The following is a 21,144-nucleotide window of genomic DNA, read 5'->3' as shown; positions in this document are numbered from 1 at the left end:
GCAAGATGCTCTTCTCGCCACCAGGATGTCAGTGTTTGCGCGCGGCCCGGCCCACCGACTCCACGAGCGGCAGCAGCCGGTGCGGCACGCGCTCGCGCAGCGCCACCTCGGTCCGCGTGCGCACCACGCCCGGCAGCCGGATCAGGTGCTGGATGACGTCCTCCAGATGCGCGTTGTCCCGGGCCGCGACCCGCGTCAGCAGGTCCCCGCCGCCCGTGATGGAGAAGGCCTCGATGATCTCGGGCACGGACGCCAGGGCATCCCCGACCTCGTCCAGGTGTCCCTGCGTCACCTCGATGTGCACGAAGGCCAGCACCGGGTGCCCGAGCGCGGCGGGCGAGAGCGCCGGACCCGTGCCGGTGATCACCCCGGTGCGCTCCAGCCGGTCCAGCCGCGCCTGCAGCGTCCCGCGGGCGATGCCGAGCAACCGCGCGTACTCGCGCACGCTGGTGCGCGGCTGCTCGATGAGCAGCCGCAGGATCCGGGTGTCGAGCTCGTCCACCGCCATGGTCCGTTGGCCTCCTCGTGGCCGAAATTCTCTTCCGAAAACTGTACCAACGGTCCAGTCATCCGAGGGCGCCTTGAGCCAGTAGCCCTTCAGATGTTTATCTGTGGTGTACCCATGCACAATCGGCGCCGCGCAGCGCCGGACGGCGACGAGGCCGGATCCGGACCGCGGTGCCTTCGTCGTGCTCACGGCCGTCCCCACCCCGGGCGGCGCGGCCCGGCGACCCAAGCACCACAAGGGGGCGGCCGAGCGCCGTGAAGAGGATGTTCGTTGCTCCGGATCCGGGGCGTCTCAGGCTCAGAAACTCACTGCGCGCCGTCATCGGCGTGGCTCTCGCCGTCGCCCTGGCCGAACTGGCCGGCCTCTCCCTGACCGCGTCCATCACCGGCGGCCTCGCCGCCCTGCTGGCGCTGTTCACCGTCCTCGACGCCTCGGTCCGGGCCCAGCGGGTGACCACCGCCCTGCTGCCCGCCGCGGGATTCCCGGTGCTCGCCCTCGCGACCACGCTGCACGGAGTGCCCCTCGCCCGGGACGGCGCGTTCCTGGCCGTCGTCCTCTGCGGGGTCTACGCCCGCCGCTGGGGCCCCCGCGGCCACGCGCTCGGGATCTTCGCGTTCATGATGTTCTTCGTCACGCAGTTCCTGCACGCCCTTCCCGCCCAGCTGCCCGAGCTCTACACCGCCGTCGGCCTCGCGCTCGTCGCCTCGGGCGCCGTGCGCTTCCTGCTGTGGCCCATCGAACGGCGGACCCCGCCGGCCCCCGCGCCGCCGCCGCTGCCCGGCCGCGGACTGGCCCGGCCCACCACGCGGCAGGCCTTCCAGGCCACCGCTGCCTGCGCGTTCGCCCTCGCCGTGGGCCAGACGCTCTCCGAGGACCGCTGGTACTGGGCCGTGGGCACGGCCTGGTGGATCTTCGTGAACACCGCCTCGCGCGGCGAGACCCTCGTGCGCGGCTTCCGCCGGGTGCTGGGCACGGTCGTCGGCATCGCCGCCGGACTGCTGGTCGCCGTCCCGCTGGGCGGCGCACCCGCCCCTACCGCATTTCTCGTCGCCGTGTGCGTGTTCGGCATTTTTTACACGGCCGCCCCCTCGTACAGCTGGATGATGTTCTTCGTGACCGTCATGGCCGGACTGTTGTACGGGCTGCTCGGAGTGCTCCACCCCGGGCTGCTGCTGCTCCGCTTCGAGGAGACCGCGGTGGGGGCGCTGGGCGCTGCCCTCGCCGTCACCCTGGTCCTCCCCGTCACCACCCACGCGGCGAACGACGCCTGGATCCAGCGGGCGCTGCACTGCGTGCGCAACTGCACGGCAGCCAGCGCTCGCCGGCTCGCCGGTGACCCGGACGCCGATCCCGCTCCGCACGCCGCGGAGCTGGAGCTGCTGCTCGGGCGGGTGAGGATGGCGCTCGCGCCGCTGGTCCACCCGCTCAGCCCGCTGCGCGCCCGCAAGGCGCGTGCCCGGCAGGTCCTCGTGCTGCTCGACGAGTGCGCCCGCCAGGTCCGCGGACTGGCCGCGGTCGCCGCCGACCCGGATGCCTCGCACGACTCCCGCCTGGCCACGGCCTGCGCGCGGGTCGAGGACGCCGTCGAGGCGCTCGTCGACCGCAGGGGTGCGGTCACGGAGGGACGTGCGGTGCCGGCGGAGCACGCGCCGGCAGCGGTGCCGCGGCCGGAGGCCGCGTCGCCGGAGCCGGCCGCCGGAGCCGACACGGCCCTGATCCACCTCGTGGACCTCGAGAGGGCGCTCGCGGAACTTGCCGCACCTCTGCACACGAAGCCGGGCGCGCCTCTCGTACCCGCCTGACCTGGGACGGGTGCAACGGGTCCTTGTTCACAGCACATTCCACCGGCACATCCCGGGTGGATCTGGCCGGACAGGGGGTAACCGACCGGAATGGAAGCACTGCGACAGCGGTCGACGACTGCTCAGGTATGGGCAGCGGCAGAGGAGTTCATCCGGCTCCACCACCGGGAGAACCCGGAAGCCGGCGACGTGGAGGCCCGGCTGGACGACGTCCGTGACGAGATACACGTGCTGGGCACCTACCGGCACACGCCGGAGGAGCTCACGCACGGCGCCCGGGTCGCCTGGCGCAACAGCAACCGCTGTATCGGCCGCCTCTACTGGAACTCGCTGCGGGTACGGGACCTCCGGGGGCTGACCGGGGCCGACGACATCGCCGCGGCCTGCGCGGACCATCTGCGCGAGGCGACCAACGGCGGCCGGATCCGGCCCACCATCACGGTCTTCGCCCCGGACATCCCCGGCCGCCCCGGCCCGCTGATCTGGAACGAGCAGCTGATCCGGTACGCCGGATACGGCATGCGGGACGGCGAGCCCCTCGGTGACCCGCGCAACGAGGCCTTCACCGAGGGGGTGCGCAGGCTCGGCTGGCCGGGCGGCCCCGGCACGTCTTTCGACGTGCTGCCCCTGGTCGTCCAGGGGTGCGACGACAAGCCCCGCTGGTTCGAACTGCCCGAGGACGCCGTACTGGAAGTGCCGATCGAGCACCCCGAGGGCGACCGCTGGGCGGACTGGGGGCTCCGGTGGCACGCCGTCCCGGCGATATCGAACATGACCCTGGAGATCGGCGGCGTCCGCTACCCGGCCGCGCCGTTCAACGGCTGGTACATGGGGACCGAGATCGGCGCGCGCAACCTCGCCGACACCGACCGGTACGACCTGCTCCCCGCGGTCGCCCGCAGGCTCGGCCTCGACACGGCCAGCGACCGTTCCCTCTGGAAGGACCGGGCCCTGGTCGAGCTGAACCGTGCGGTGCTCGACTCCTTCGACCGGGCGGAGGTCACCATCGCGGACCACCACACCGAGGCCCGGCGGTTCATGGCGCACCTGGACCGGGAGGAGCGCAAGGGCCGCGCGGTGGGCGCGGACTGGTCCTGGATCGTGCCGCCCATGTCGGGCGCGGCGACCCCGGTCTTCCACCGGACGTACGACACGACGGAGCGGACCCCGGCGTACGTGCACCACCCCGGGGCCGCGGACCGGGCGAGGGGGCGCGGGCTGGGAGAGGAAGTGGGGGAGGAGTAGAGGGGTACGCGCCCGGGATTTGGTCTAGACCTGCTACGGTCGGCCGGACCGGCCCGGTCCGGCGGCCGGCGGGAGAGGGGAAGTTCCCGTGCAGGACGAGAACCACAGCAGGGCGTACCGGGCCTACATCGGGTCGTTCACGTCCGCGGGCGGCCGCGGGATCACCGCCGCCGCCGTCGACGGGCGGACGGGTGCGCTCACGGAGCTCGGTACGACGGACTCCGTCGCCGACCCGTCCTTCCTCGCCCTCGACCCGGACGCCGCCGTGCTCTATGCCGTCAGCGAGGGCAAGGCGGGCGCTGCGGGGGCCTTCGCACTGACGCCGGACGGGCCGCGGCCGCTCGGGCCGGCCGTGCCGGTGGCCGCCGAGGGGCCCACCCACCTGTGCCTGACCGGGCCGTGGCTGGTGACCGCCAACTACGGCTCCGGGAGCGTCAGCACCCTGGCCCGCGGCGCGGACGGAGCCCTGGACGGGCCCGCCCGGGTGCTGGAGCACCGCGGCTCCGGCCCGGACCCCGACCGGCAGCTCGGACCGCACGCCCACCAGGTGGTCGCGGCCCCGGGCGGTCCGTGGGTGCTCAGCGTGGACCTCGGCACCGACTCGCTGCGGGTCTGCGCCGTCGACCCGGGCAGCGGCGGGCTGCGGGTCCACGCCGAGACCTTCCTGCGGCCCGGCACCGGGCCGCGGCACCTCGCGTTCCACCCCGGCGGCCGGCTGCTGTACGTCCTGCACGAGCTGGAGCCCGTGCTGACCGTCTGCCGGTGGGATCCGCAGGTCGGGGCAGTGGAAGCGGTCGCGGAGGTTCCGGTCGCCCCGGAGGGGCCTTCAGAGGCCGTGCGGGGCTATCCCTCGGCGCTGGTGGCCTCGCCCGACGGGCGGTTCCTCTGGGCGGCCGTACGCGGCCACGACACGATCGCGGTCCTCGCGCTCGACGGCTCGGGCGAGGAGGTGCAGCACGCCGGGACGGTGGGCTGCGGCGGCCACTGGCCGCGCGACCTGACCCTCGACCCCTCGGGGCGGCGGCTCTACGCCGCGAACGAGCGCTCGGGCGACGTGACCTGGTTCGAGGTGGACCCGTCGACGGGCCTGCCCGCCCGGACCGGGAGCATCGAGGCGCCGGCCGCCTCCTGCGTGGTCTTCGCCCCGGTCTGACGGCGCCGCCCGTACGCGACAGGACCCGCCTCCCCGGGTGGGGGAGGCGGGCCCTGTCGGCGGTGCGGTGCGGCGGGGCCGCCGCCGGTCAGCGGACCGGCGCGCCCTGCGCGGGCTGGACGATGCCCAGCGCCTCGGCGTACTTCGCCACCGCGAGCTTGCCGATCGCCGGGTAGGCGCCCAGCGCCTCGGCGGTGGCGCAGTCGGCCTCCTTGCACGCGGTGTCCAGCAGGCCTTCGGGGGCCTCCGGGCCGATCACGTACGGGGCCAGCGCCAGCTGCGTCGAGCCGGAGCCCCGCAGCTGCTCGGCGACCGCGGCCACCGAGCCCTCCTGGTCGAGCGCGGCAGCCATGACCGGCACGGCGAGACGGGCGGCCAGCAGCATGCCGGTGATGCCGGCGGTCTGCACGGCCTCCGCGCCACCGACGGTGCCGAGGATGATCCCGTCCGCGGCGGTCGCCACGGTGAACAGCCGGGCGCGGTCGGCGCGGGCCAGGCCCGCCTCCGACAGTCGCACGTGCAGCGCCTCGGCGAGCAGCGGGTGCGGTCCCAGCACGTCGGCCAGCTCGGCGGCGGCGGTGCTGTCCATCAGGGCCTGCCGGATGCGGCGCAGCAGGTCGCCGTCGGGGCCCGCGATCAGCGGGACCACCACGGCGTCCGGGCCCTGCGGGTCGGCGACCTGCTGGCCGGCCGCGCGCGCGAACTCGATGCGGGCGGCGCGCTCGGCGGCCACCGCACCCAGAACGGCCTGGATCGTCGGGAACTCCGCCGTGATCTCGGCGGTGTCCGAGTCACCCTCCAGGAAGCCGATGCGGGCGTCGAGGCCGGGCAGCTCGGACCGGGCGATGCTGAGGGTCTCCTCCGCCAGCGAGCGAGAGGCGGCCGAAATGGCACCGGGCACCGCCAGCACCAGCGCGGGCGCGCCCTCGGGCGCAGCCGCGGGCTCGGGACGGCGGTGCCGTCCGGTCTGGCGGGGTCGCGGCATTCGTACAGGCAGGCCAGCGGGCCCAGTGGGGGAGCTCATGGCGCCGCATGCTACTGGCTTTCCCGGACCGGCTGTTCGGGCAGGGGCCGGTCGGGCGGCATCTGTCCGTATTTATCCGTTGAATGTCAGATACCTTCATTCAACGGAGGGCAAGCTCCAGTCCACGGGCTGTGCACCCTGGCGTGCCAGCAGGTCATTGGTCCTGCTGAACGGGCGGGACCCGAAGAACCCCCGGTCCGCGGACATGGGGGAGGGGTGGGAGGACTCCACCGCGGGCAGGTCGCCGAGGAGGGGCCGCAGATTGCGGGCGTCCCGTCCCCACAGGACGGACACCAGGGGCTTGCCCCGGGCCGCGAGCGCCCGGATGGCCTGTTCGGTCACGGCCTCCCAGCCCTTGCCGCGGTGTGCCGCGGGCTTGCGCGGGGCCGTGGTCAGGGCGCGGTTGAGCAGCAGGACGCCCTGCCGTGTCCACGGGGTGAGGTCGCCGTTCGCGGGCCGGGGCAGGCCGAGGTCGGCGTGCATCTCGCGGAAGATGTTGTCGAGGCTGCCCGGCACCGGGCGTACCTCGGGCGCCACCGAGAACGACAGCCCGACGGCGTGCCCGGGCGTCGGGTACGGATCCTGGCCCACGATGAGGACCTTGACCTCGTCGAAGGGCTGTTGGAACGCGCGCAGGACGTTCGCGCCGGAGGGGAGGTAGGTGCGCCCCGCGGCCACTTCGGCGCGCAGGAAGTCGCCCATGGCGGCGATCTGCCCCGCCACCGGTTCCAGTGCCCGCGCCCAGCCGGGTTCGACGATTTCGTTCAACGGTCGTGCTGCCACGCCGGATCACTCTACTGGTCGATCACCGCCGCCCGCACACACAGGACGTCGGGCAGGTGCGAGGCCAGCAGCCGCCAGCTGTCGCCGTCGTCCGCGCTCGCGTACAGCTCGCCGTTGCGGTTGCCGAAGTACACGCCCGCCGGGTCGGCATCGTCGGTGCACAGCGCGTCCCGCAGCACGGTGCCGTAGTGCTCGTCCTGCGGCAGCCCGGCGGACAGCGGCTCCCAGCTGCCGCCCGCGTCGGAGGTGCGGAACACCTGGCATCGGTGCCCGGCGGGCACCCGGTCCGAGTCGGCGTTCAGCGGGAACACGTAGGCGGTGTCGGGGCGGTGGGGGTGGGCGGCGACCGCGAAACCGAAGTCGGAGGGGAGTCCGGCGCCGATGTCGGTCCACTTCGTGCCCGCGTCGTCGCTGCGGTAGACGCCCCAGTGGTTCTGGAGGTAGAGGCGGTCGGTGTTGCCCGCGTCCTGGGCGATCTTGTGCACGCACTGCCCGAACTCCGGCGCCGGGTCAGGCAGGAAGACGGCCGAGACGCCGTCGTTGGAGGGTGCCCAGCTCGCGCCGCCGTCCCGGGAGCGGAACACCCCTGCCGTGGACACCGCCACGGTGACCAGGGCGGAGTCCTGCGGATCGGTGATAACCGTGTGGACGGCCTCGCCGCCGCCTCCCGGCACCCACTGGTCCCGGGTCGGGTGCTCCCACAGCGGCCGGACCAGCTCGAAGGTCTCCCCGCGGTCCTCGGAGCGGAACAGCGCGGCCGGCTCCGTGCCCGCGTAGACCACGTCCGGTGCCGCGGGTCCCGCCGGGTGCAACTGCCAGACCCGCTCCAGCGAGGCGCCGGTGTCCTTCGGGAACTTGACCGCGGGGGCGGCGGGCTCGGTCCACGTCGCCCCGAAGTCGTCGGAGTGGAACACCGACGGGCCCCAGTGCGAGCTGTCGCCGGCCACCAGGAGCCGGGTGCCGGGCCCGCGCCGGTCGATCGCGATTGCGTACACGGCCTGGGCGTTGAAGTGGGGACCGTCGAACTCCCAGCGGCCGCCGCGCCCGCGGCCGAGGAAGAGTCCCTTGCGGGTGCCCACGGTGAGGAGTACGTCGGTCATGGCGGAGTACCTCCGGACGTCACGGGCGGACGTCGTCGTCCGGTCCCTCCGTCCACTCTGCACCCGGCCACTGACACGGGCCCGGCGGACGGGGCGGGTGGACAGCCGGGTTTTCGAAAGTGAACGACTTGTGGCCAATCGGAGCGGCTACTTGATCGTAAGTGGCGTCGGACGATTGACTTCGGTGCGTGGCCGTCGAACACCTCGCCCCGCTCGACCTCGCCTTCTGGCGGATCGAGTCCACCGGGCACCCGATGCACCTCGGTGCGCTCGCCGTGTTCACCGCCTCGGGCCCCGGGGCGGCGGCCGAAGCGGCCGCGCTGCTGGCCGGGCGCTGTGCGGCGGTGCCGCGGCTGCGCCGCCGCATCCGCGACGTACTGCTGCCGATGGGCGGCGCCGTCTGGGAGCCGGACGCCGGCTTCGACCCGGCCCGGCACGTGTTCCTCGTACCGGCTGCCGGAGTACCGGGCGGGCCGGGCGCCGGGAGGGACCCGTACGCCGCCGCCGGGGAGCTGATGGCCCGGCCGCTGGACCGGGAGCGGCCGCCCTGGGAGGCGCACGTGCTCGAGGGGCCCGCCGCCGGCCCGGGCACCGGGTCGTTCGCCGTGCTGTTCAAGTTCCACCACGCGCTCGCGGATGGCCTGGGCGCGCTGGCGCTGGCTGCGTCACTCTTCGATGGGGCAGCTGGGGCAGCTGGGGCAGCTGGGGCGGCCGGGGCGGGCAGGGCAGGAAGGTCACAGGGCGCGGGCACCGTGCATGCGCGCCCCGGCGTGCGCACCCCGGGCGCCTGGGGCCGTCCGCTCCTGAAGCGGCTGCCGGCCGTGCTCGCCTCCCGTGTCCAGGACCTCGGCCAGGCCCTGGAGATCGGCGCGGCGGTGGCCCGGTCCGGACTGCCCCTCGGCGTCCCCGACGGCCTCACCTCCGTCGGTGTCGACCCCGGGCGGCGGGCCGTGGCCGGGGTGGCACTGGACCTGGACCTGGTGAACCGGATCCGCCGGACCAGCGGCGGCACCGTCAACGACGTCCTGATCGCCGTGGTCGCCGGAGCCCTGCGCCGCTGGCTGGCCGCGCGGGGCGAACCGGTGCGGGGCGCGGGCCCGCGGGCGCTGGTGCCCGTCTCGCGCCGCCGCCGGGGGAGCGGCGCCGGCGGCAACCGGCTCTCCGGCTACCTCGTGCGGCTCCCGCTCGCCGAGCCGGCGCCGCTGGCCCGGCTGGAGGCCGTACGGGCCGAGATGGACCGCAACAAGGAAGCGGGACCGCAGCGCGGGGCGGGTGCCGTCGCGCTGCTCGCCGACCACGTTCCCCCGCTGGGCCACCGGCTGGGCGGCCCACTGGTGGCCCAGGCCGCCCGGCTGCTCTTCGACATCCTGGTCACGAGCGTGCCGCTGCCCGGCCTCACCCTGGCGCTGGCGGGCAGCCCGCTGCGGGAGGTCTACCCGCTGGCGCCGCTCGCCGGCGGGCAGTCCCTCGCGGTCGCCGTCTCCACCTACCGCGGCACCGTCCACTACGGACTGGTGGCCGATGCGGCGTCGGTGCCCGACCTGCCGGACCTGGCCGCGGCGATCCGCGCCGAGCTCGCCGGGCTGGTGGCGGCGGCCGACGAATCCGCGGCCTACGAATCCGCGGCCTGCGAACCCGCGGCCTGCGGGTCCGCCCCCTGCGGAGGAGCGCCCGGCGAGGCAACTCCCCGCGGACCGGGGACGGGAGACCGGGGCCGGGCGGGCGTCTGACCACGGCCGGCGCCGGCCACCCCCGCCCCCATCGGCCCCGCCCTCGCCCTCGCCCCGCTCAGGCGCGGGCGTACTGTCCCGGCGTGCGCACCTCGGCGCCCAGCTCGCGGGCCGCGCGGCGGGCCCAGTACGGGTCGCGCAGCAGCTCCCGCCCGAGCAGAACGGCGTCCGCCTCGCCGTTGGAGAGGATCTTCTCGGCCTGCTGCGGGTCGGTGATCATTCCGACGGCGGCCACCGGCAGGCCGGTCTCCTTCCGGACCCGCGCCGCGAACGGCACCTGGTACCCCGGGCCGAGGGGGATCCGTACGCCCGCGGCGTTGCCCCCCGTGGACACGTCCAGCAGGTCCACCCCGTGCCCGCGCAGCAGGGCGGCGAAGCGCACCGTGTCCTCGGCGGTCCAGCCGCCCTGCTCCAGCCAGTCCGTGGCGGAGATCCGGAAGAACAGCGGAAGCTCCTCGGGCCACACGGCCCGGACGGCGTCGACGACTTCCAGCGCGAAGCGGGTGCGGTTCTCGAAGGCCCCGCCGTACTCGTCGGTGCGCTCGTTGCTGTGCGGGGAGAGGAACTCGCCGATCAGGTAGCCGTGCGCGCCGTGCACCTCGACGACCTGGAAGCCTGCGGCCAGGGCCCGTTCGGCCGCCGCGGCGAACTGCCCGGTGATCTCGCGGATCTCACCGGTCGTCAGTTCGTTCGGCACCGGGTGGCCCTCGGCGAAGGCGAGGGGGCTCGGTCCCACCGGCTGCCAGCCGTGCGCCTCGGGGCCCACGGGCCGCCCGCCCCGCCACGGCCGCTCGGTCGAGGCCTTGCGTCCGGCATGCGCCAGCTGGATGCCGGGCACCGTGCCCTGCTCGGTGAGGAAGCCCGAGATGCGGCGCAGCGCCTCGGTCTGGGTGTCGTTCCACAGGCCCAGGTCGTACGGGGAGATGCGGCCCTCGGGGGAGACGGCGGTGGCCTCCAGGAGGATCAGTCCGGTCCCGCCCGCGGCCCGGGACGCGTAGTGGGCGAAGTGCCAGTCTCCGGCCACTCCCGCGCCCGTCCCTTCGGGGGCCGCGGAATACTGGCACATGGGCGCCATCCAGACCCGGTTGGGTGCGGTGACCGAGCGCAGGGCGTACGGCTCGAAGAGGGCGGCACTCATGCGGAACTCCGTTCTCGCCCGGACGTGCGGGCGTGCGGACAGCCGGGACGGCAAGCAAGTTCGACAGGTTTCGTACTACGGCGCTCATCGTACTACGGCGCTCATCGTACTACGACGATCGTCGAAGTACGAGAGGTCTCGTACGATGGAGTCACCGGCGCCGCCGCAGGCGCCGTGGAAGGCCCCGTGGAGGGGCCGCCCGAGGGAGTGGAGAGACGACGTGACCGAACCGGCCGCCCAGCGCGCCCTCGCCCACCCGCAGCCGCACGAGATCCGCCTCGACGGCGTGCTCCACGCGCTCTCCGACCCCCTGCGCCTGCGGATCGTCTGCGCGCTGGCCGGGGCGGAAGCCGAGCTGTCCTGCTCGCACTTCGACCTGCCCGTCACCAAGTCGACGACCACGCACCACTTCCGCGTCCTGCGCGAGAGCGGCGTGGTCCGCCAGACCTACCGGGGCACCACCAAGCTCAACGGGCTGCGCCGGGACGAACTGGACCGTCTCTTCCCCGGGTTGCTGGACAGCGTGCTGTCCGCCGCGGCGGCCGAGGAGACCCGGCTCGCTACGGCGTGACGCCCGCCGCGCCCAGCAGACCGGCCCAGTCCGGGATCTTCACGGACCGGCGCCCCAGGGCGCGGCCGAGTTCCTGCTCCGCCCGCTCGATGGCGATCCAGCCCGGCCACTCCACCGGCCGCAGGCCCGCCGCGCGCAGGGCTGCCAGCGGATCCCCGGGCAGCGGGCGGGCGGCCAGCGCCCCCGCGTCGGCCAGCAGGGAGCCCGCCGTCTCCTTGGCGCACGGCCGGTTGGTGCCGATCACGCCGGTCGGGCCGCGTTTGATCCAGCCCGCCACGTACTCGCCGGGTGAGGGCTCCCCGTCGCGCAGCACCCGGCCCGCCGCATGCGGCACCGTGCACGTGCGCCCGTCGAACGGCAGCCCCGGCAGCGGGACGCCCTGGTAGCCCACCGAGCGGAGCACCAACTGCGCCGCGATGTCCTCGTACGTGCCGGTGCCGCTCACCCCGCCGCGGCCGTCGGGCGCCGTCCGCTCGAAGCGCACGCCCGCCACCCGGCCGCCGTCGCCCAGCACCTCCACGGGCCGCAGGAAGAACCGCAGGCCGAGCGTCCGGTGCGCGGGCGGCGCCGCCGGGTCCGCCGCGGCCGTGGCCCAGCCGCGCAGGACTTCCACGTTGCGCCGGTTCACCGCCGGCAGCGCCGCCGGATCCGCGTAGGCCGGGTCGAGCGCGAGCTCCGCCGGGTCGACGGCCACGTCCACGCCGGGCAGCCCGCCCAGCTCGCGGAGCTCCTTCGTGGTGAACTTGCCGTGCGAAGGTCCGCGGCGGGCCACCATGTGCACCTCGCGCACCCCGCTGTCCGCCAGCGCGCCGAGCGCGGGCTGCGGCATGTCGGTGGGGTGCAGGTCGGCGGCCCCGCGGGCCAGGATCCGGGTCACGTCCACGGCGACGTTGCCCGCTCCGATCACCACGGCGGAGGAGACCCCGTCCAGGCCGAAGGCCTCGGCCGCGGCGTCCGGGTGCGCGCTGTACCAGGACACGAAGGCCGTGGCGGACCGTACGCCGGCCAGGTCCTCGCCGGGGATGCCCAGGTGCCGGTCGCGCGCGGCGCCGACGCAGTACACCACCGCGTGGTACAGCTCCAGCAGCCGGGCCGTGCCGAGCTCCGGCCCGCCGACCTCCACGTGGCCGAGGAAGCGGATCCGCTCGTCCTCCAGCACCGTGCGCAGACTGCCCTGCAGCGACTTGATCTTCTCGTGGTCGGGGGCGACGCCGTAGCGCACCAGGCCGTACGGGCACGGCAGCCGGTCGAGCACGTCGACCCGCACGTCAGGCACCTCGCGCTGCTGCACGAGGACCTGGGCGGTGTAGACCCCGCTCGGGCCCGAACCGACGACGGCGACACGAAGCACGGCGGTGCTCCTTCCGCAGGGTGACTTCAGCATGCCACCGCGTGAGGAGCACGTCAGCCCATGGAGCGCATCCGGTTGATCTCGGCGGTCTGCTGGGCGACCACTTCCGTCGCCATCTCCTCCACGGCCACGTTGTTCCCGTCCGCCAGGGCCTCCCCGGCCATGGTGAGCGCGCCCGTGTGGTGCGTGATCATCAGCTGGAGGAACCGCCGGTCGAACTCCGGGCCCTTCGCGGCCTTCAGGCCGGCGAGCTGTTCCGCGGTGGCCATGCCGGGCATGGAGGCGTGGTCGTGCCCACCACCGCCCGCCGGTGCGCCGCCGTGGGCGGCCAGCCACCCTTCCATGGCGCCGATCTCCGGCTTCTGGGCTGCCGATATCCGCTCGGCCAGCCGTTTGACCTGCTCCGATCCGGCCCGGCCGGGGGCCAGCGCGCTCATCGTCAGGGCCTGCCGGTGGTGCTCGACCATGCGGACGACGTACGTGAAATCGACGGTGTTGGGGGAGTCGTCGGGCCGCTCCTCCGCCGCCTCCTGCGGGGTCAGCTTCCTGGCGGGTTCGCCCGGCTTGCCGGGGGCGATCACCCGGGGCCCGTCCGCCGCGGCCCGGTCGGTCCCGCCGTCCCCGTCGTCATTGCAGCCCGCGAGGGCCAGTACCAGCAGGACGGCCGGAATCGTGAACTTCGCGTGACGGAAGATCAGCAACGTTTCCTCCCAGGGGACTTTGCACACCAGTATTCGAACGAACGGCACCGGCTGACATCTATTGCCATGTGCATGCGGGGGACCATACTGCCGGGGGTCATGCTTCGTGTTCCGTTCCCACCGTGAACGGACTCAAGGGAGGGCACAGTGACTTCGTTGCACACCACCCGAGTGCGGCGCGGAAGACTGGGGGTGGCTGCGGCCGCGGCCGGACTTCTCGCCACGCTCCTCGTCGCGGGCCCCGCGTCCGCCACCCCCGACCCGGGCGACGCCCCGGCCGCGGGCAAGGTCACGCAGGAGGCCGAGGCGGCCGCCCGCGCGGCCATCACGGCGGGGGACATACCCGGCCAGGACGAGATCGTCCACAGCGCCAACATCGAGCACGTGGCGAACCTGCCCAAGGACGCCCTGAAGAGCCTCAACACCGACCTGGCCTTCCAGGGCCGCTACGCGTACGCGGGCAACTACGACGGTTTCGTCATCTACGACATCAGCCGGCCCCGGACCCCCGTCGTCGTCAGCCAGGTGCTCTGCCCCGGCGGCCAGAACGACATATCCGTCTCCGGCGACCTGCTGTTCCTCTCCACCGACTCCTCGCGCAGCGACAACTCCTGCACCAGCACCACGCAGCCCGCCACCGAGAAGTCCTCGTGGGAGGGCATCAAGGTCTTCGACATCAGCGACAAGAAGAACCCGAAGTACGTCGCCGCCGTCGAGACCGCCTGCGGCTCGCACACCCACACGCTGGTGCCGGGCGGCCGGGACATCTACGTCTACGTATCCTCGTACTCGCCCAACGTCACCTTCCCCGACTGCAAGCCGCCCCACGACGGCATCTCGGTCGTGAAGGTCCCCAAGAGGGCTCCCGAGAAGGCGGCCGTCGTCGGCTTCCCCGTCCTCTTCCCGGACGGCGGCAACCCCGGCGGGCCCACGAACCCCGGCGTCTCCCAGACCACCGGCTGCCACGACATCACGGTCTTCCCGTCGAAGAAGCTCGCCGCCGGCGCCTGCATGGGCGACGGCATCATCTTCGACATCAGCAGGCCCGAGCAGCCCCGCGTGATCGACCGCGTCCAGGACAACGTGAACTTCGCGTTCTGGCACTCGGCGACCTTCAACGAGCGCGGCAACAAGGTCGTGTTCACCGACGAGCTCGGCGGTGGCGGCGGCCCCACCTGCAACGCCGCGACCGGCCCGAACCGCGGCGCGGACGGCATCTACGACATCACCGGACGCGGTGACGCGCGCAAGCTCGTCTTCCGCAGCTACTTCAAGATCGACCGCCACCAGGCCGACACCGAGAACTGCGTGGCCCACAACGGCTCGCTGATCCCCGTCGGCGGCGGCCGCGACATCATGGTCCAGGCGTGGTACCAGGGCGGCGTCTCCGTCTGGGACTTCACCGACTCGAAGAAGCCCAAGGAGATCGGCTACTTCGAGCGCGGCCCGATCTCCACCGAGACGCTCAGTACCGGCGGCTCGTGGTCCGCGTACTACTACAACGGCTACATCTACTCGAACGACATCGCCAAGGGCTTCGACGTCCTGAAGATCAACGACCGGCGCACCGACAGCGCGCGCCGGGTGTGGCTGGACCGGCTCAACGTCCAGACGCAGCCCGACTACCGCTGAAGCCCCACCTCGTGCAGCACGGTCCCGCCGGGCGGTTCGCCGCCCGGCGGGACCCCCATCTCCCAGTCCAGCCCGTAGCGCTGGAACAGCTCCGCCCGCAGCCGCCCGACGGGCATCGGCGCCCCCGGCAGCAGCACGGCGAACACCGCGCCCATCAGCAGGGCCCGCAGCAGCGGGTAGTCGGTGTCCGGGTCCGCCGAGCCGTAACGCGCCACCGCGTCGTGCAGCACCTCGGCGAGCCGCTGCTGCTCGGGGCACTGGACGAAGCCCTCCGCCGACAGGATGCCCGCCATGTGCGTGCGCATCAGCACCGGCTGTGCGACCGCCAGGCCCAGGATCGCGTCCACGGCGCGCGCCAGCTGTTCGCGCCCCTCGTCCGCGCCCTCCGGCCGCGGCTCCCGCTCCAGCGCCTCCTGCAGCGTGCGGTGCATCAACCGGTGCACGGCCGACTGCAGCAGCTGCCGCTTGCCCGGGAAGTAGTACGAGACCAGCCCGCGGGCCGCGCCCGCCCGGTCCGCGATGTCCCCGAGCGTCGTGGCCTCGTAGCCCCGCTCGGCGACCAGTTCGACCGTGGCCTGGAGCAGGCGCTCCCGAGAACGTCTGCGCAATTCTTCATTGACCGATGCGCTGCGCGGGGACATGCTTACTCCTGCGTTGACTGGCTCCGAGCCAATATACTCAGCGCACCTCGCCGGGGCACTCACGGGTGCCGTATTTCCGGCGGCCGTCGCCGGAGCTGGGTGACGCGGGGGATCACCCAGCACCGGTACCGGTGCCTGCCGCGGGCTCACGGAGACCTTCCGTACGGGAGCACCACGCCGCGGTGTACGCGGCCACCGCCACGCCCAGCAGCCAGCCGCCCAGCACGTCCGAGCACCAGTGGACCCCCAGGTACACCCGGGTCCAGCCCACGCCCAGCACGGAGACCGCGGCCGCCGCCCAGACCGCCGCCGTCCGGCCCGGCGCGCCGGGCCGGACCACCACCCACAGCACCAGGCCGCACACGGCCGCCGCCGTCAGCGCGTGCCCGGACGGGTAGGCCGCGTAATGCGCCGAGTCCACCGGATCCGGCCACACCGGCCGGTCCCGTCCGACGAGCGCCTTGAGGACCTGCTGCAGCACGGTCGCCAGACTCGTCGCCACCAGCAGGGCCGCCGCCCGCCGCCGCGCGCCGCGCCACAGCAGCCACCCGGCCAGCAGCAGCGCCACGGCGCGCATCGTCCACGGATCCCAGACCCAGTCGGACAGCACCTGGTTGAGCCGCGTCACCGCCGGGTGCGCGACCGCATGGCGGTGCAGCCCCTCGGCCGCCCACCGGTCGAACGACACCAGCGGCGACCAGCCGACGGCGACCGGCACCGTCAGGGCGGCCGCCAGGGCCAGGCACACGGAAGCGGTCCACCACAGCACACCGGCACGACGCATGCCCGTGATCCTGACACGGCACGGGCGCGTTGCCGGCGCGAACCGGCCGTGCCCCACCTACGCCAGCGCGCGCAGCCCCGGTACGAACGCGATCGCCAGCGGCACCGCCGGGACCAGCGTGGCCGCCGCCGTCAGCCGGAACCGGCGCACCGCGGTCAGCCGGGCGGGAGCGGACAGCAGCCTGCGCACCCGCTGGGACACGTGGGCCTCCGGATGCGGACAGGGCCCGAACGCCCCCCGGTCCTCGTTCAGTTCCACCAGCGCCAGCGCGATGGTCAGGCGTCCGTAGCGGCGCGAGGCCGCGTCGTCCGCCGCGAGCTCCACCAGCCGGTGCATCTCGGTGCGGAACGCGTCGAAGACCGGCACCTGCGGGAAACCCCCCGCCAGCGCCTGCGCGCAGTGCAGCAGCCAGTCGTGGCGGGCCGCCGCGTGTCCCTGCTCGTGGGCCAGCACGGCGTCCAGCTGGCGCCCCTTCAGCCGGCGCAGGGCCGCCGTGGTCACCACCAGCCGGGGCGCGGGGCCGGAGAGCCACCAGGCGCCCGGGCGGGCCGCCTCCAGGACGACCAGCCGCTCGCCCGCGGCGTCCTCGCCCGGCATCAGCGGGGCGCGTACCAGCAGGTCGGCGTGGCCCTTGCGGCGCCGGGCACGCGCCCGCAGCACCTCACGGGTCAGCATCGCCCCGGTCCACACGGCGCCGCCGGCCAGTACCACGGCCATCGCCGACGCCCAGGGGCCTGCGGCGCCCAGGCCGTACGCCTCGGCCACGCCGTGCGGGGCCGCCGCGAAGAGCCGTCCCCGTACCGCCTGCCAGGCCGCCGCCGCGCTCAGCAGCATCGAGAGGGCGAAGCACAGCAGCACCGCACCCACCACGCACTGCCAGACCCACAGCGCCACCACCGGTTCGCGTTCCGGCCAGTCGGCCCGGGCGAGCAGACGGGGTGCCGCGAGCGCGGTCAGGACGCCGAGCAGCAGCAGTGCGGCGGGGACCATCATGGGACCCAGCCTATGAGCGCGCCGCTACCTGCGGGTACGGCCGTGTGCCCCAAGTGACGGAGGACACGTTTGCGCTGCCCGCGACGCACGCGGCTCACAGCGCGAGGAGCATCGCCAACATCCCCAGTCCCATGGCGAGTCGGCAGGCCCGTGTCAGCTCCGCCCGCCCGCCGCCCGGCGCTGCCGGTCCCGCCGCGGAGGAGGCCCCCGCGGCCCCCGCGGGAACGGGCGCGGGCAGCAGCCGCACCCCCGCCCGCAGCACGAAGGCGGCGTAGTAGAGGAGCAGCACCCCCGTCAGCACCGGAACCCCGGACGCCCCGTGCCCCGAGACCATCACCGCCGCCATGTAGACCATGGCGAGCGAGCCGACGGCGTGGTGCACGTGGTGCGCGGACCGCCGTACGTGCCACAGCGCGTGCACGGCGGCCGCGCAGAACACCGCGCCCAGCAGCCACCCCCGCCCCGCCGGCCCCGCCACCGTCACGGGCAGCGCCATCGCCGCCATCCCGAACCCCATCACCGCCTCGCTGCCCGCGGCGTCGCGTTCCCCGGGCAGCGGGGCCCGCAGCCGCAGCAGGCAGTACGTGCCGCTCAGCGCGCACAGGGCCACGAGCAGCCAGGCGGGTGTCGCGGGACCGTGCACGGCTGGACCTCCCCGTCCGGCTGGGCGTGACACACCAAGAGATGCCCGTACGGAGGGCGGGTTAGGCTCGGGGTGCCACCGCGCCTTTCGCTGGAACGGAGAACGTGCCCATGGAGACCCGTACGCAGGACGGACTGAGCTTCCGCGCCGCCGCGGAGGACGACGTGCCGGAGCTGGTCCGGCTCGTGGAGTCGGCGTACCGGGGCGACGACAGCCGGGCCGGCTGGACCACCGAGGCCGACTTCCTGGACGGGCAGCGCACCGACGAGCGGGGCGTGCGCGAGGTCATCGGCGCTGCCGACAGCACCCTCATGGTGGTCGAGCGCGAGGGTGAGCTGATCGCCTGCTGCCAGCTCGAACACCGCGGGGACCACGCGTACTTCGGCATGTTCGCGGTGCGGCCGACGCTCCAGGGCGCAGGCCTCGGCAAGGTGATCATCGCCGAGGCCGAACGCCGGGCGCGGGAACTGTGGGGCGCGCGGGAGATGCGCATGACCGTGGTCAACGTGCGCGACGAGCTGATCGCCTGGTACGTGCGGCGCGGCTACCGCCTCACGGGGGAGACCAGCCCGTTCCCGTACGGAGACGAGCGCTTCGGCGTCCCGCTCCGCGACGACCTGGCGTTCGTGCTGCTCGCCAAGCCGCTGTAGCGACGGTTCCCGGTCAGGCCGTGAAGCGGCCCGTCAGCCGGATCTCCGGGAGGTCGGTGGTCGCGCCGTCCAGTTCGAGCGCGCGCACCAGCCGCAGCTGGTCCTGGGTGTTGACCACCCACCCGACCACCCGCAGTCCGGCGGTGTGCGCCGACTCCACGGTCTCCAGCGTGAGCCGCCGGATGTTGAGGGCGAGCGTGTCGGCCCCGGCGGCGAGCGCGCGGTCCACCACGTCCTCGCCGTAGCGGTTCGCCGTAAGGGTGGTGCGCACCCCCGGGACCAGCCGGGTGATCTCGGCGATCGCCGCGTCGTGGAAGGACGACACCTCGACGCGGGTGGTCAGGTCGCGGCTCAGCATGACCTCGGCCAGCGCCCGGGCCACGGCCACGTCCTTCACGTCCGCCTGGAGCGGCGCCCGCACGGCGTCGAGCACCTCTTCGAAGACCGGGACCTGCTCGCCGTGGCCGGCGTCGAGCTCCCGCAGTTCGGCGAGGGTCAGATCGGCGACGGCGCCCGTACCGTCGGTGGTGCGGTCGACCTCGGCGTCGTGGATCACGACGAGGGCGCCGTCCTTGCTGAGCTGGAGATCGAATTCGACGACGTCCATGCCGGATCGTTCCGCGCGGACGAAGGACCGCAGCGTGTTCTCGGGCTCCACGCCCATGACCCCGCGGTGACCGATGGTGAGGAAAGTCAAGGTTCTCTCGCTTCCGTCGACGGCGGCTCCCGCGCGCCGGCCCTGACCGGCCGCGCGGCAAAGAGGGAGCCTAGTCCTCCGGTCGCGCAATGGGACCGGGCGTGCACCGTCCGTCCGGCGGACGGAGGCCGGTTCCCGGCTGCTCGTGCGCCCTGTGGAGACATCCGGGCGTCACCCGGCCGTGGGCGCGTCTTCACCGTCTTGACGGCCGGTCTCACCCTCGGGTCCAGGGTGAGGGTCGGAGAGGTCGGCGAGGTCGGCGAGCAGCGCCTGCGCCAGCTCCAGTTCTGCCCGGTGCTGCCGCTCGCTCCACCGCAGCGCGAGCCCGGGGAAGGCCCAGTCCGGCACCTCACGGGTCTGCTCCAGGGCGGCGCGCACCTCGGCGAGCCCGGCGCGCGTCCGCTCGATGTGCTCCCCGACCAGCTCCCGCAGCCGGTCCGGCTCCGAGAGGTGCCCGAGCCAGACCCGCAGCAGCAGCCCGTGCTTGAGCACCGGCGGCCCGGCGTCCGCGCTGCCCGCGGCCCACCGGGCCAGCGCCGCCCGCCCCTCCGGGGTGATGGAGTACCGGCGCTTGGTCCTCGCCTCCTCCGGGCCCGAGCGCTGCGAACCGGCGTACCCGAGCGCCTCCAGACGGCGCAGCTCGGCGTAGATCTGGCTGATGGCCGGCGCCCAGTAGAAGAAGCGCAGCGAGGAGTCCGCCCACTTCTTCAGCTCGTACCCGGTCCGCTCGCCGGGGAAGGAGAGCAGCCCCAGAACGGCCCACGCGGTCGCAGGAAGGTCCTGCTTCTTCTCTTGCTTCTTCGAGGTCTGACTACTAGTCATATTTCGAATTGAAGTAAGTCCGGACGCGGGACGCAATCCTGGAGGCACCGTGAAATTCTCCGTGATCTTCGAGGCGCAGCTTGCCGACCCCACCGTAGAGCGCGAGCACCAAGTCATCCGCGACAGCGTCGAACAGGCCGTATTCGCCGAGGAGATGGGCTTCGACAGGATCTGGGCGGTCGAGCACCACTCCCTCAAGTGGTACGCACACATGAGCGCGCCGGAGATCTTCCTGACCTGGGTCGCGGCGCGGACGAGCACCATCCGCATCGGCCACGGCGTGGTCTGCATGCCCTTCAACTTCAACCACCCCGCCCGGGTCGCCGAGCGCGCCGCGATGCTCGACCTGCTCTCCGGCGGCCGCCTCGACCTGGGCGCCGGGCGGGGCGGCACCCGGCAGGAGACCACCCTGTGCGGGGTCGACCCCGGCCGTACGACCCAGGAGGTCGAGGAGGCGCTGCGCATCATCGGCCGGGCCTGGCGGCACGAGGAGCTGGAGTACCACGGCGAACTGATCGACATCGATCCGCACCCGATCCTGCCGCGCCCGAGCCAGACCCCGCACCCTCCGCTCTTCCTGGCCTGTTCCCGGGCCGAGACCCTGGTCCAGGCCGCCGAGCTGGGCATCGGAGCCCTGGTGATGGGCTTCGCCGGGCCGCGGTCCATCGCCTCGATGCGCGAGACGTACGACCGGGCCGTCGCGGCCCGCGACGGCGGGCGGTTCGTGTCCACCGCCGTCAACGACCACTTCTCCGTGCTGTGCCCGACGATCGTCCTCGACGACCGGGCGCAGGCGCAGCGCATCGGCATCCGCGGCCAGCGCTTCTTCGCGCAGTCCATCGGGCACTGGTACGGCGGCGCCGGCATCCCCGACGAGGCGGTGGTCGCGGGCGCCGACGAGGCCGCCGAGATGCGCCGCGCCGCCGAGCAGGTCGAGGCCCGGCTCCACGAGCAGAACATCCCCGTCCGCCCGACTTCCACGGCCACCTTCAACGCCGACCACGCCTACGGCACCGCCGACGACGCCATCGCGTACGCCGAGCGCCTCCGGGAGGCCGGGGCGGACGAGATCATGTGCCTGATCCAGATGGGCACGGTCCCGCAGGAGGCCTGCATGGAGACCCTGCGCCAGTGGGGCGAGAAGGTCATCCCGCACTTCCGTGCGGCCTGAGGGGG

21 protein-coding genes are annotated in these 21,144 nt (G+C 73.8%); 8 read left to right on the top strand and 13 right to left on the bottom strand.

The window, feature by feature from the left end:
* Positions 1-28 precede the first annotated feature (28 nt).
* Positions 29-508, bottom strand: a complete 480-nt coding sequence (locus tag ACZ7H1_RS03445; protein WP_470783323.1) for an Lrp/AsnC family transcriptional regulator — start codon at positions 506-508, stop codon at positions 29-31.
* A 263-nt stretch (positions 509-771) separates the two neighbouring features.
* Here ACZ7H1_RS03445 and ACZ7H1_RS03440 point away from each other — a divergent pair, with 263 nt between their 5' ends.
* The 3 genes from ACZ7H1_RS03440 to ACZ7H1_RS03430 all read left to right on the top strand — a co-directional run bounded on the left by ACZ7H1_RS03440 (position 772) and on the right by ACZ7H1_RS03430 (position 4,708).
* Complete coding sequence (locus ACZ7H1_RS03440; protein WP_470783571.1) at positions 772-2,310, top strand: FUSC family protein; 1,539 nt, start codon at positions 772-774, stop codon at positions 2,308-2,310.
* 90 nt (positions 2,311-2,400) lie between these two features.
* On the top strand, positions 2,401-3,555 hold the full coding sequence (locus ACZ7H1_RS03435; RefSeq protein WP_470783322.1) for a nitric oxide synthase oxygenase: 1,155 nt from the start codon (positions 2,401-2,403) through the stop codon (positions 3,553-3,555).
* 88 nt (positions 3,556-3,643) lie between these two features.
* On the top strand, positions 3,644-4,708 hold the full coding sequence (locus ACZ7H1_RS03430; protein WP_470783320.1) for a lactonase family protein: 1,065 nt from the start codon (positions 3,644-3,646) through the stop codon (positions 4,706-4,708).
* An 88-nt stretch (positions 4,709-4,796) separates the two neighbouring features.
* Here ACZ7H1_RS03430 and ACZ7H1_RS03425 read toward each other — a convergent pair whose 3' ends face one another.
* The 3 genes from ACZ7H1_RS03425 to ACZ7H1_RS03415 form a co-directional block, all read right to left on the bottom strand.
* Positions 4,797-5,732 (bottom strand): sirohydrochlorin chelatase, encoded by a 936-nt coding sequence (locus ACZ7H1_RS03425; RefSeq protein ID WP_470783319.1) that lies wholly within the window; start codon positions 5,730-5,732, stop codon positions 4,797-4,799.
* A gap of 96 nt (positions 5,733-5,828) precedes the next feature.
* On the bottom strand, positions 5,829-6,515 hold the full coding sequence (locus tag ACZ7H1_RS03420; RefSeq protein ID WP_470783317.1) for a uracil-DNA glycosylase: 687 nt from the start codon (positions 6,513-6,515) through the stop codon (positions 5,829-5,831).
* Positions 6,516-6,526: 11 nt separating this feature from the next.
* Positions 6,527-7,615: a WD40/YVTN/BNR-like repeat-containing protein gene (locus tag ACZ7H1_RS03415; RefSeq protein ID WP_470783316.1), complete on the bottom strand. Its 1,089-nt coding sequence runs from the start codon at positions 7,613-7,615 to the stop codon at positions 6,527-6,529.
* A gap of 188 nt (positions 7,616-7,803) precedes the next feature.
* Between ACZ7H1_RS03415 and ACZ7H1_RS03410 the strand changes: the two genes are divergently transcribed.
* Positions 7,804-9,345, top strand: a complete 1,542-nt coding sequence (locus ACZ7H1_RS03410) for a wax ester/triacylglycerol synthase family O-acyltransferase (RefSeq protein WP_470783315.1) — start codon at positions 7,804-7,806, stop codon at positions 9,343-9,345.
* A gap of 58 nt (positions 9,346-9,403) precedes the next feature.
* Here ACZ7H1_RS03410 and ACZ7H1_RS03405 read toward each other — a convergent pair whose 3' ends face one another.
* A complete protein-coding gene (locus ACZ7H1_RS03405) occupies positions 9,404-10,483 on the bottom strand; it encodes an NADH:flavin oxidoreductase/NADH oxidase (RefSeq protein ID WP_470783314.1) in 1,080 nt (359 codons plus the stop codon).
* A 220-nt stretch (positions 10,484-10,703) separates the two neighbouring features.
* Here ACZ7H1_RS03405 and ACZ7H1_RS03400 point away from each other — a divergent pair, with 220 nt between their 5' ends.
* A complete protein-coding gene (locus ACZ7H1_RS03400; RefSeq protein WP_470783312.1) occupies positions 10,704-11,054 on the top strand; it encodes an ArsR/SmtB family transcription factor in 351 nt (116 codons plus the stop codon).
* Here the strand turns inward: ACZ7H1_RS03400 and ACZ7H1_RS03395 are convergent.
* Positions 11,044-12,405: an FAD-dependent oxidoreductase gene (locus tag ACZ7H1_RS03395; RefSeq protein WP_470783311.1), complete on the bottom strand. Its 1,362-nt coding sequence runs from the start codon at positions 12,403-12,405 to the stop codon at positions 11,044-11,046. The genes ACZ7H1_RS03400 and ACZ7H1_RS03395 overlap by 11 nt on opposite strands.
* Before the next feature lie 53 nt (positions 12,406-12,458).
* A complete protein-coding gene (locus ACZ7H1_RS03390; RefSeq protein ID WP_470783570.1) occupies positions 12,459-13,103 on the bottom strand; it encodes a DUF305 domain-containing protein in 645 nt (214 codons plus the stop codon).
* A gap of 150 nt (positions 13,104-13,253) precedes the next feature.
* Here ACZ7H1_RS03390 and ACZ7H1_RS03385 point away from each other — a divergent pair, with 150 nt between their 5' ends.
* Positions 13,254-14,738, top strand: coding sequence for an LVIVD repeat-containing protein (locus ACZ7H1_RS03385; protein ID WP_470783309.1), 1,485 nt, complete (start codon positions 13,254-13,256; stop codon positions 14,736-14,738).
* On the opposite strand, the gene ACZ7H1_RS03380 is transcribed toward ACZ7H1_RS03385, so the two are convergent.
* The 4 genes from ACZ7H1_RS03380 to ACZ7H1_RS03365 form a co-directional block, all read right to left on the bottom strand.
* Positions 14,729-15,379, bottom strand: a complete 651-nt coding sequence (locus tag ACZ7H1_RS03380; protein ID WP_470783308.1) for a TetR/AcrR family transcriptional regulator — start codon at positions 15,377-15,379, stop codon at positions 14,729-14,731. The two genes, ACZ7H1_RS03385 and ACZ7H1_RS03380, sit on opposite strands and share 10 nt — an antisense overlap.
* A 112-nt stretch (positions 15,380-15,491) precedes the next feature.
* Positions 15,492-16,163 (bottom strand): phosphatase PAP2 family protein, encoded by a 672-nt coding sequence (locus ACZ7H1_RS03375; RefSeq protein ID WP_470783306.1) that lies wholly within the window; start codon positions 16,161-16,163, stop codon positions 15,492-15,494.
* 57 nt (positions 16,164-16,220) lie between these two features.
* Complete coding sequence (locus tag ACZ7H1_RS03370) at positions 16,221-17,156, bottom strand: M56 family metallopeptidase (protein ID WP_470783304.1); 936 nt, start codon at positions 17,154-17,156, stop codon at positions 16,221-16,223.
* 94 nt (positions 17,157-17,250) lie between these two features.
* On the bottom strand, positions 17,251-17,799 hold the full coding sequence (locus tag ACZ7H1_RS03365) for a DUF5134 domain-containing protein (RefSeq protein ID WP_470783302.1): 549 nt from the start codon (positions 17,797-17,799) through the stop codon (positions 17,251-17,253).
* Between the two features lie 110 nt (positions 17,800-17,909).
* Between ACZ7H1_RS03365 and ACZ7H1_RS03360 the strand changes: the two genes are divergently transcribed.
* Positions 17,910-18,449 (top strand): GNAT family N-acetyltransferase, encoded by a 540-nt coding sequence (locus ACZ7H1_RS03360; RefSeq protein ID WP_470783300.1) that lies wholly within the window; start codon positions 17,910-17,912, stop codon positions 18,447-18,449.
* Between the two features lie 13 nt (positions 18,450-18,462).
* Here ACZ7H1_RS03360 and ACZ7H1_RS03355 read toward each other — a convergent pair whose 3' ends face one another.
* Together ACZ7H1_RS03355 and ACZ7H1_RS03350 are read right to left on the bottom strand one after the other, a co-directional pair.
* The gene (locus ACZ7H1_RS03355; protein WP_470783299.1) at positions 18,463-19,146 is read right to left on the bottom strand and encodes a glycerophosphodiester phosphodiesterase; all 684 of its coding nucleotides are present in this window, start codon (positions 19,144-19,146) and stop codon (positions 18,463-18,465) included.
* Positions 19,147-19,317: 171 nt separating this feature from the next.
* Entirely contained in the window at positions 19,318-19,968 is a 651-nt protein-coding gene (locus ACZ7H1_RS03350) for a PadR family transcriptional regulator (RefSeq protein ID WP_470783297.1), read from the bottom strand.
* A gap of 49 nt (positions 19,969-20,017) precedes the next feature.
* Between ACZ7H1_RS03350 and ACZ7H1_RS03345 the strand changes: the two genes are divergently transcribed.
* The gene (locus ACZ7H1_RS03345; protein ID WP_470783296.1) at positions 20,018-21,139 is read left to right on the top strand and encodes an LLM class flavin-dependent oxidoreductase; all 1,122 of its coding nucleotides are present in this window, start codon (positions 20,018-20,020) and stop codon (positions 21,137-21,139) included.
* The last annotated feature ends 5 nt before the right edge of the window (positions 21,140-21,144 follow it).

This window comes from Streptomyces sp. NPDC037401, assembly GCF_055602345.1.
Note: the sequence above shows the minus strand (reverse complement) of the source record. Positions and strands in the feature narration are given on the sequence as shown.

Coding starts and splice junctions, on each gene's coding strand:
- ACZ7H1_RS03370 (WP_470783304.1), bottom strand. CDS start 17,156: ATGATGGTCCCCGCCGCACTGCTGCTGCTCGGCGTCCTGACCGCGCTC.
- ACZ7H1_RS03405 (WP_470783314.1), bottom strand. CDS start 10,483: ATGAGTGCCGCCCTCTTCGAGCCGTACGCCCTGCGCTCGGTCACCGCA.
- ACZ7H1_RS03415 (WP_470783316.1), bottom strand. CDS start 7,615: ATGACCGACGTACTCCTCACCGTGGGCACCCGCAAGGGACTCTTCCTC.
- ACZ7H1_RS03425 (WP_470783319.1), bottom strand. CDS start 5,732: ATGAGCTCCCCCACTGGGCCCGCTGGCCTGCCTGTACGAATGCCGCGA.
- ACZ7H1_RS03360 (WP_470783300.1), top strand. CDS start 17,910: ATGGAGACCCGTACGCAGGACGGACTGAGCTTCCGCGCCGCCGCGGAG.
- ACZ7H1_RS03445 (WP_470783323.1), bottom strand. CDS start 508: ATGGCGGTGGACGAGCTCGACACCCGGATCCTGCGGCTGCTCATCGAG.
- ACZ7H1_RS03440 (WP_470783571.1), top strand. CDS start 772: ATGTTCGTTGCTCCGGATCCGGGGCGTCTCAGGCTCAGAAACTCACTG.
- ACZ7H1_RS03435 (WP_470783322.1), top strand. CDS start 2,401: ATGGAAGCACTGCGACAGCGGTCGACGACTGCTCAGGTATGGGCAGCG.
- ACZ7H1_RS03350 (WP_470783297.1), bottom strand. CDS start 19,968: ATGACTAGTAGTCAGACCTCGAAGAAGCAAGAGAAGAAGCAGGACCTT.
- ACZ7H1_RS03380 (WP_470783308.1), bottom strand. CDS start 15,379: ATGTCCCCGCGCAGCGCATCGGTCAATGAAGAATTGCGCAGACGTTCT.
- ACZ7H1_RS03375 (WP_470783306.1), bottom strand. CDS start 16,163: ATGCGTCGTGCCGGTGTGCTGTGGTGGACCGCTTCCGTGTGCCTGGCC.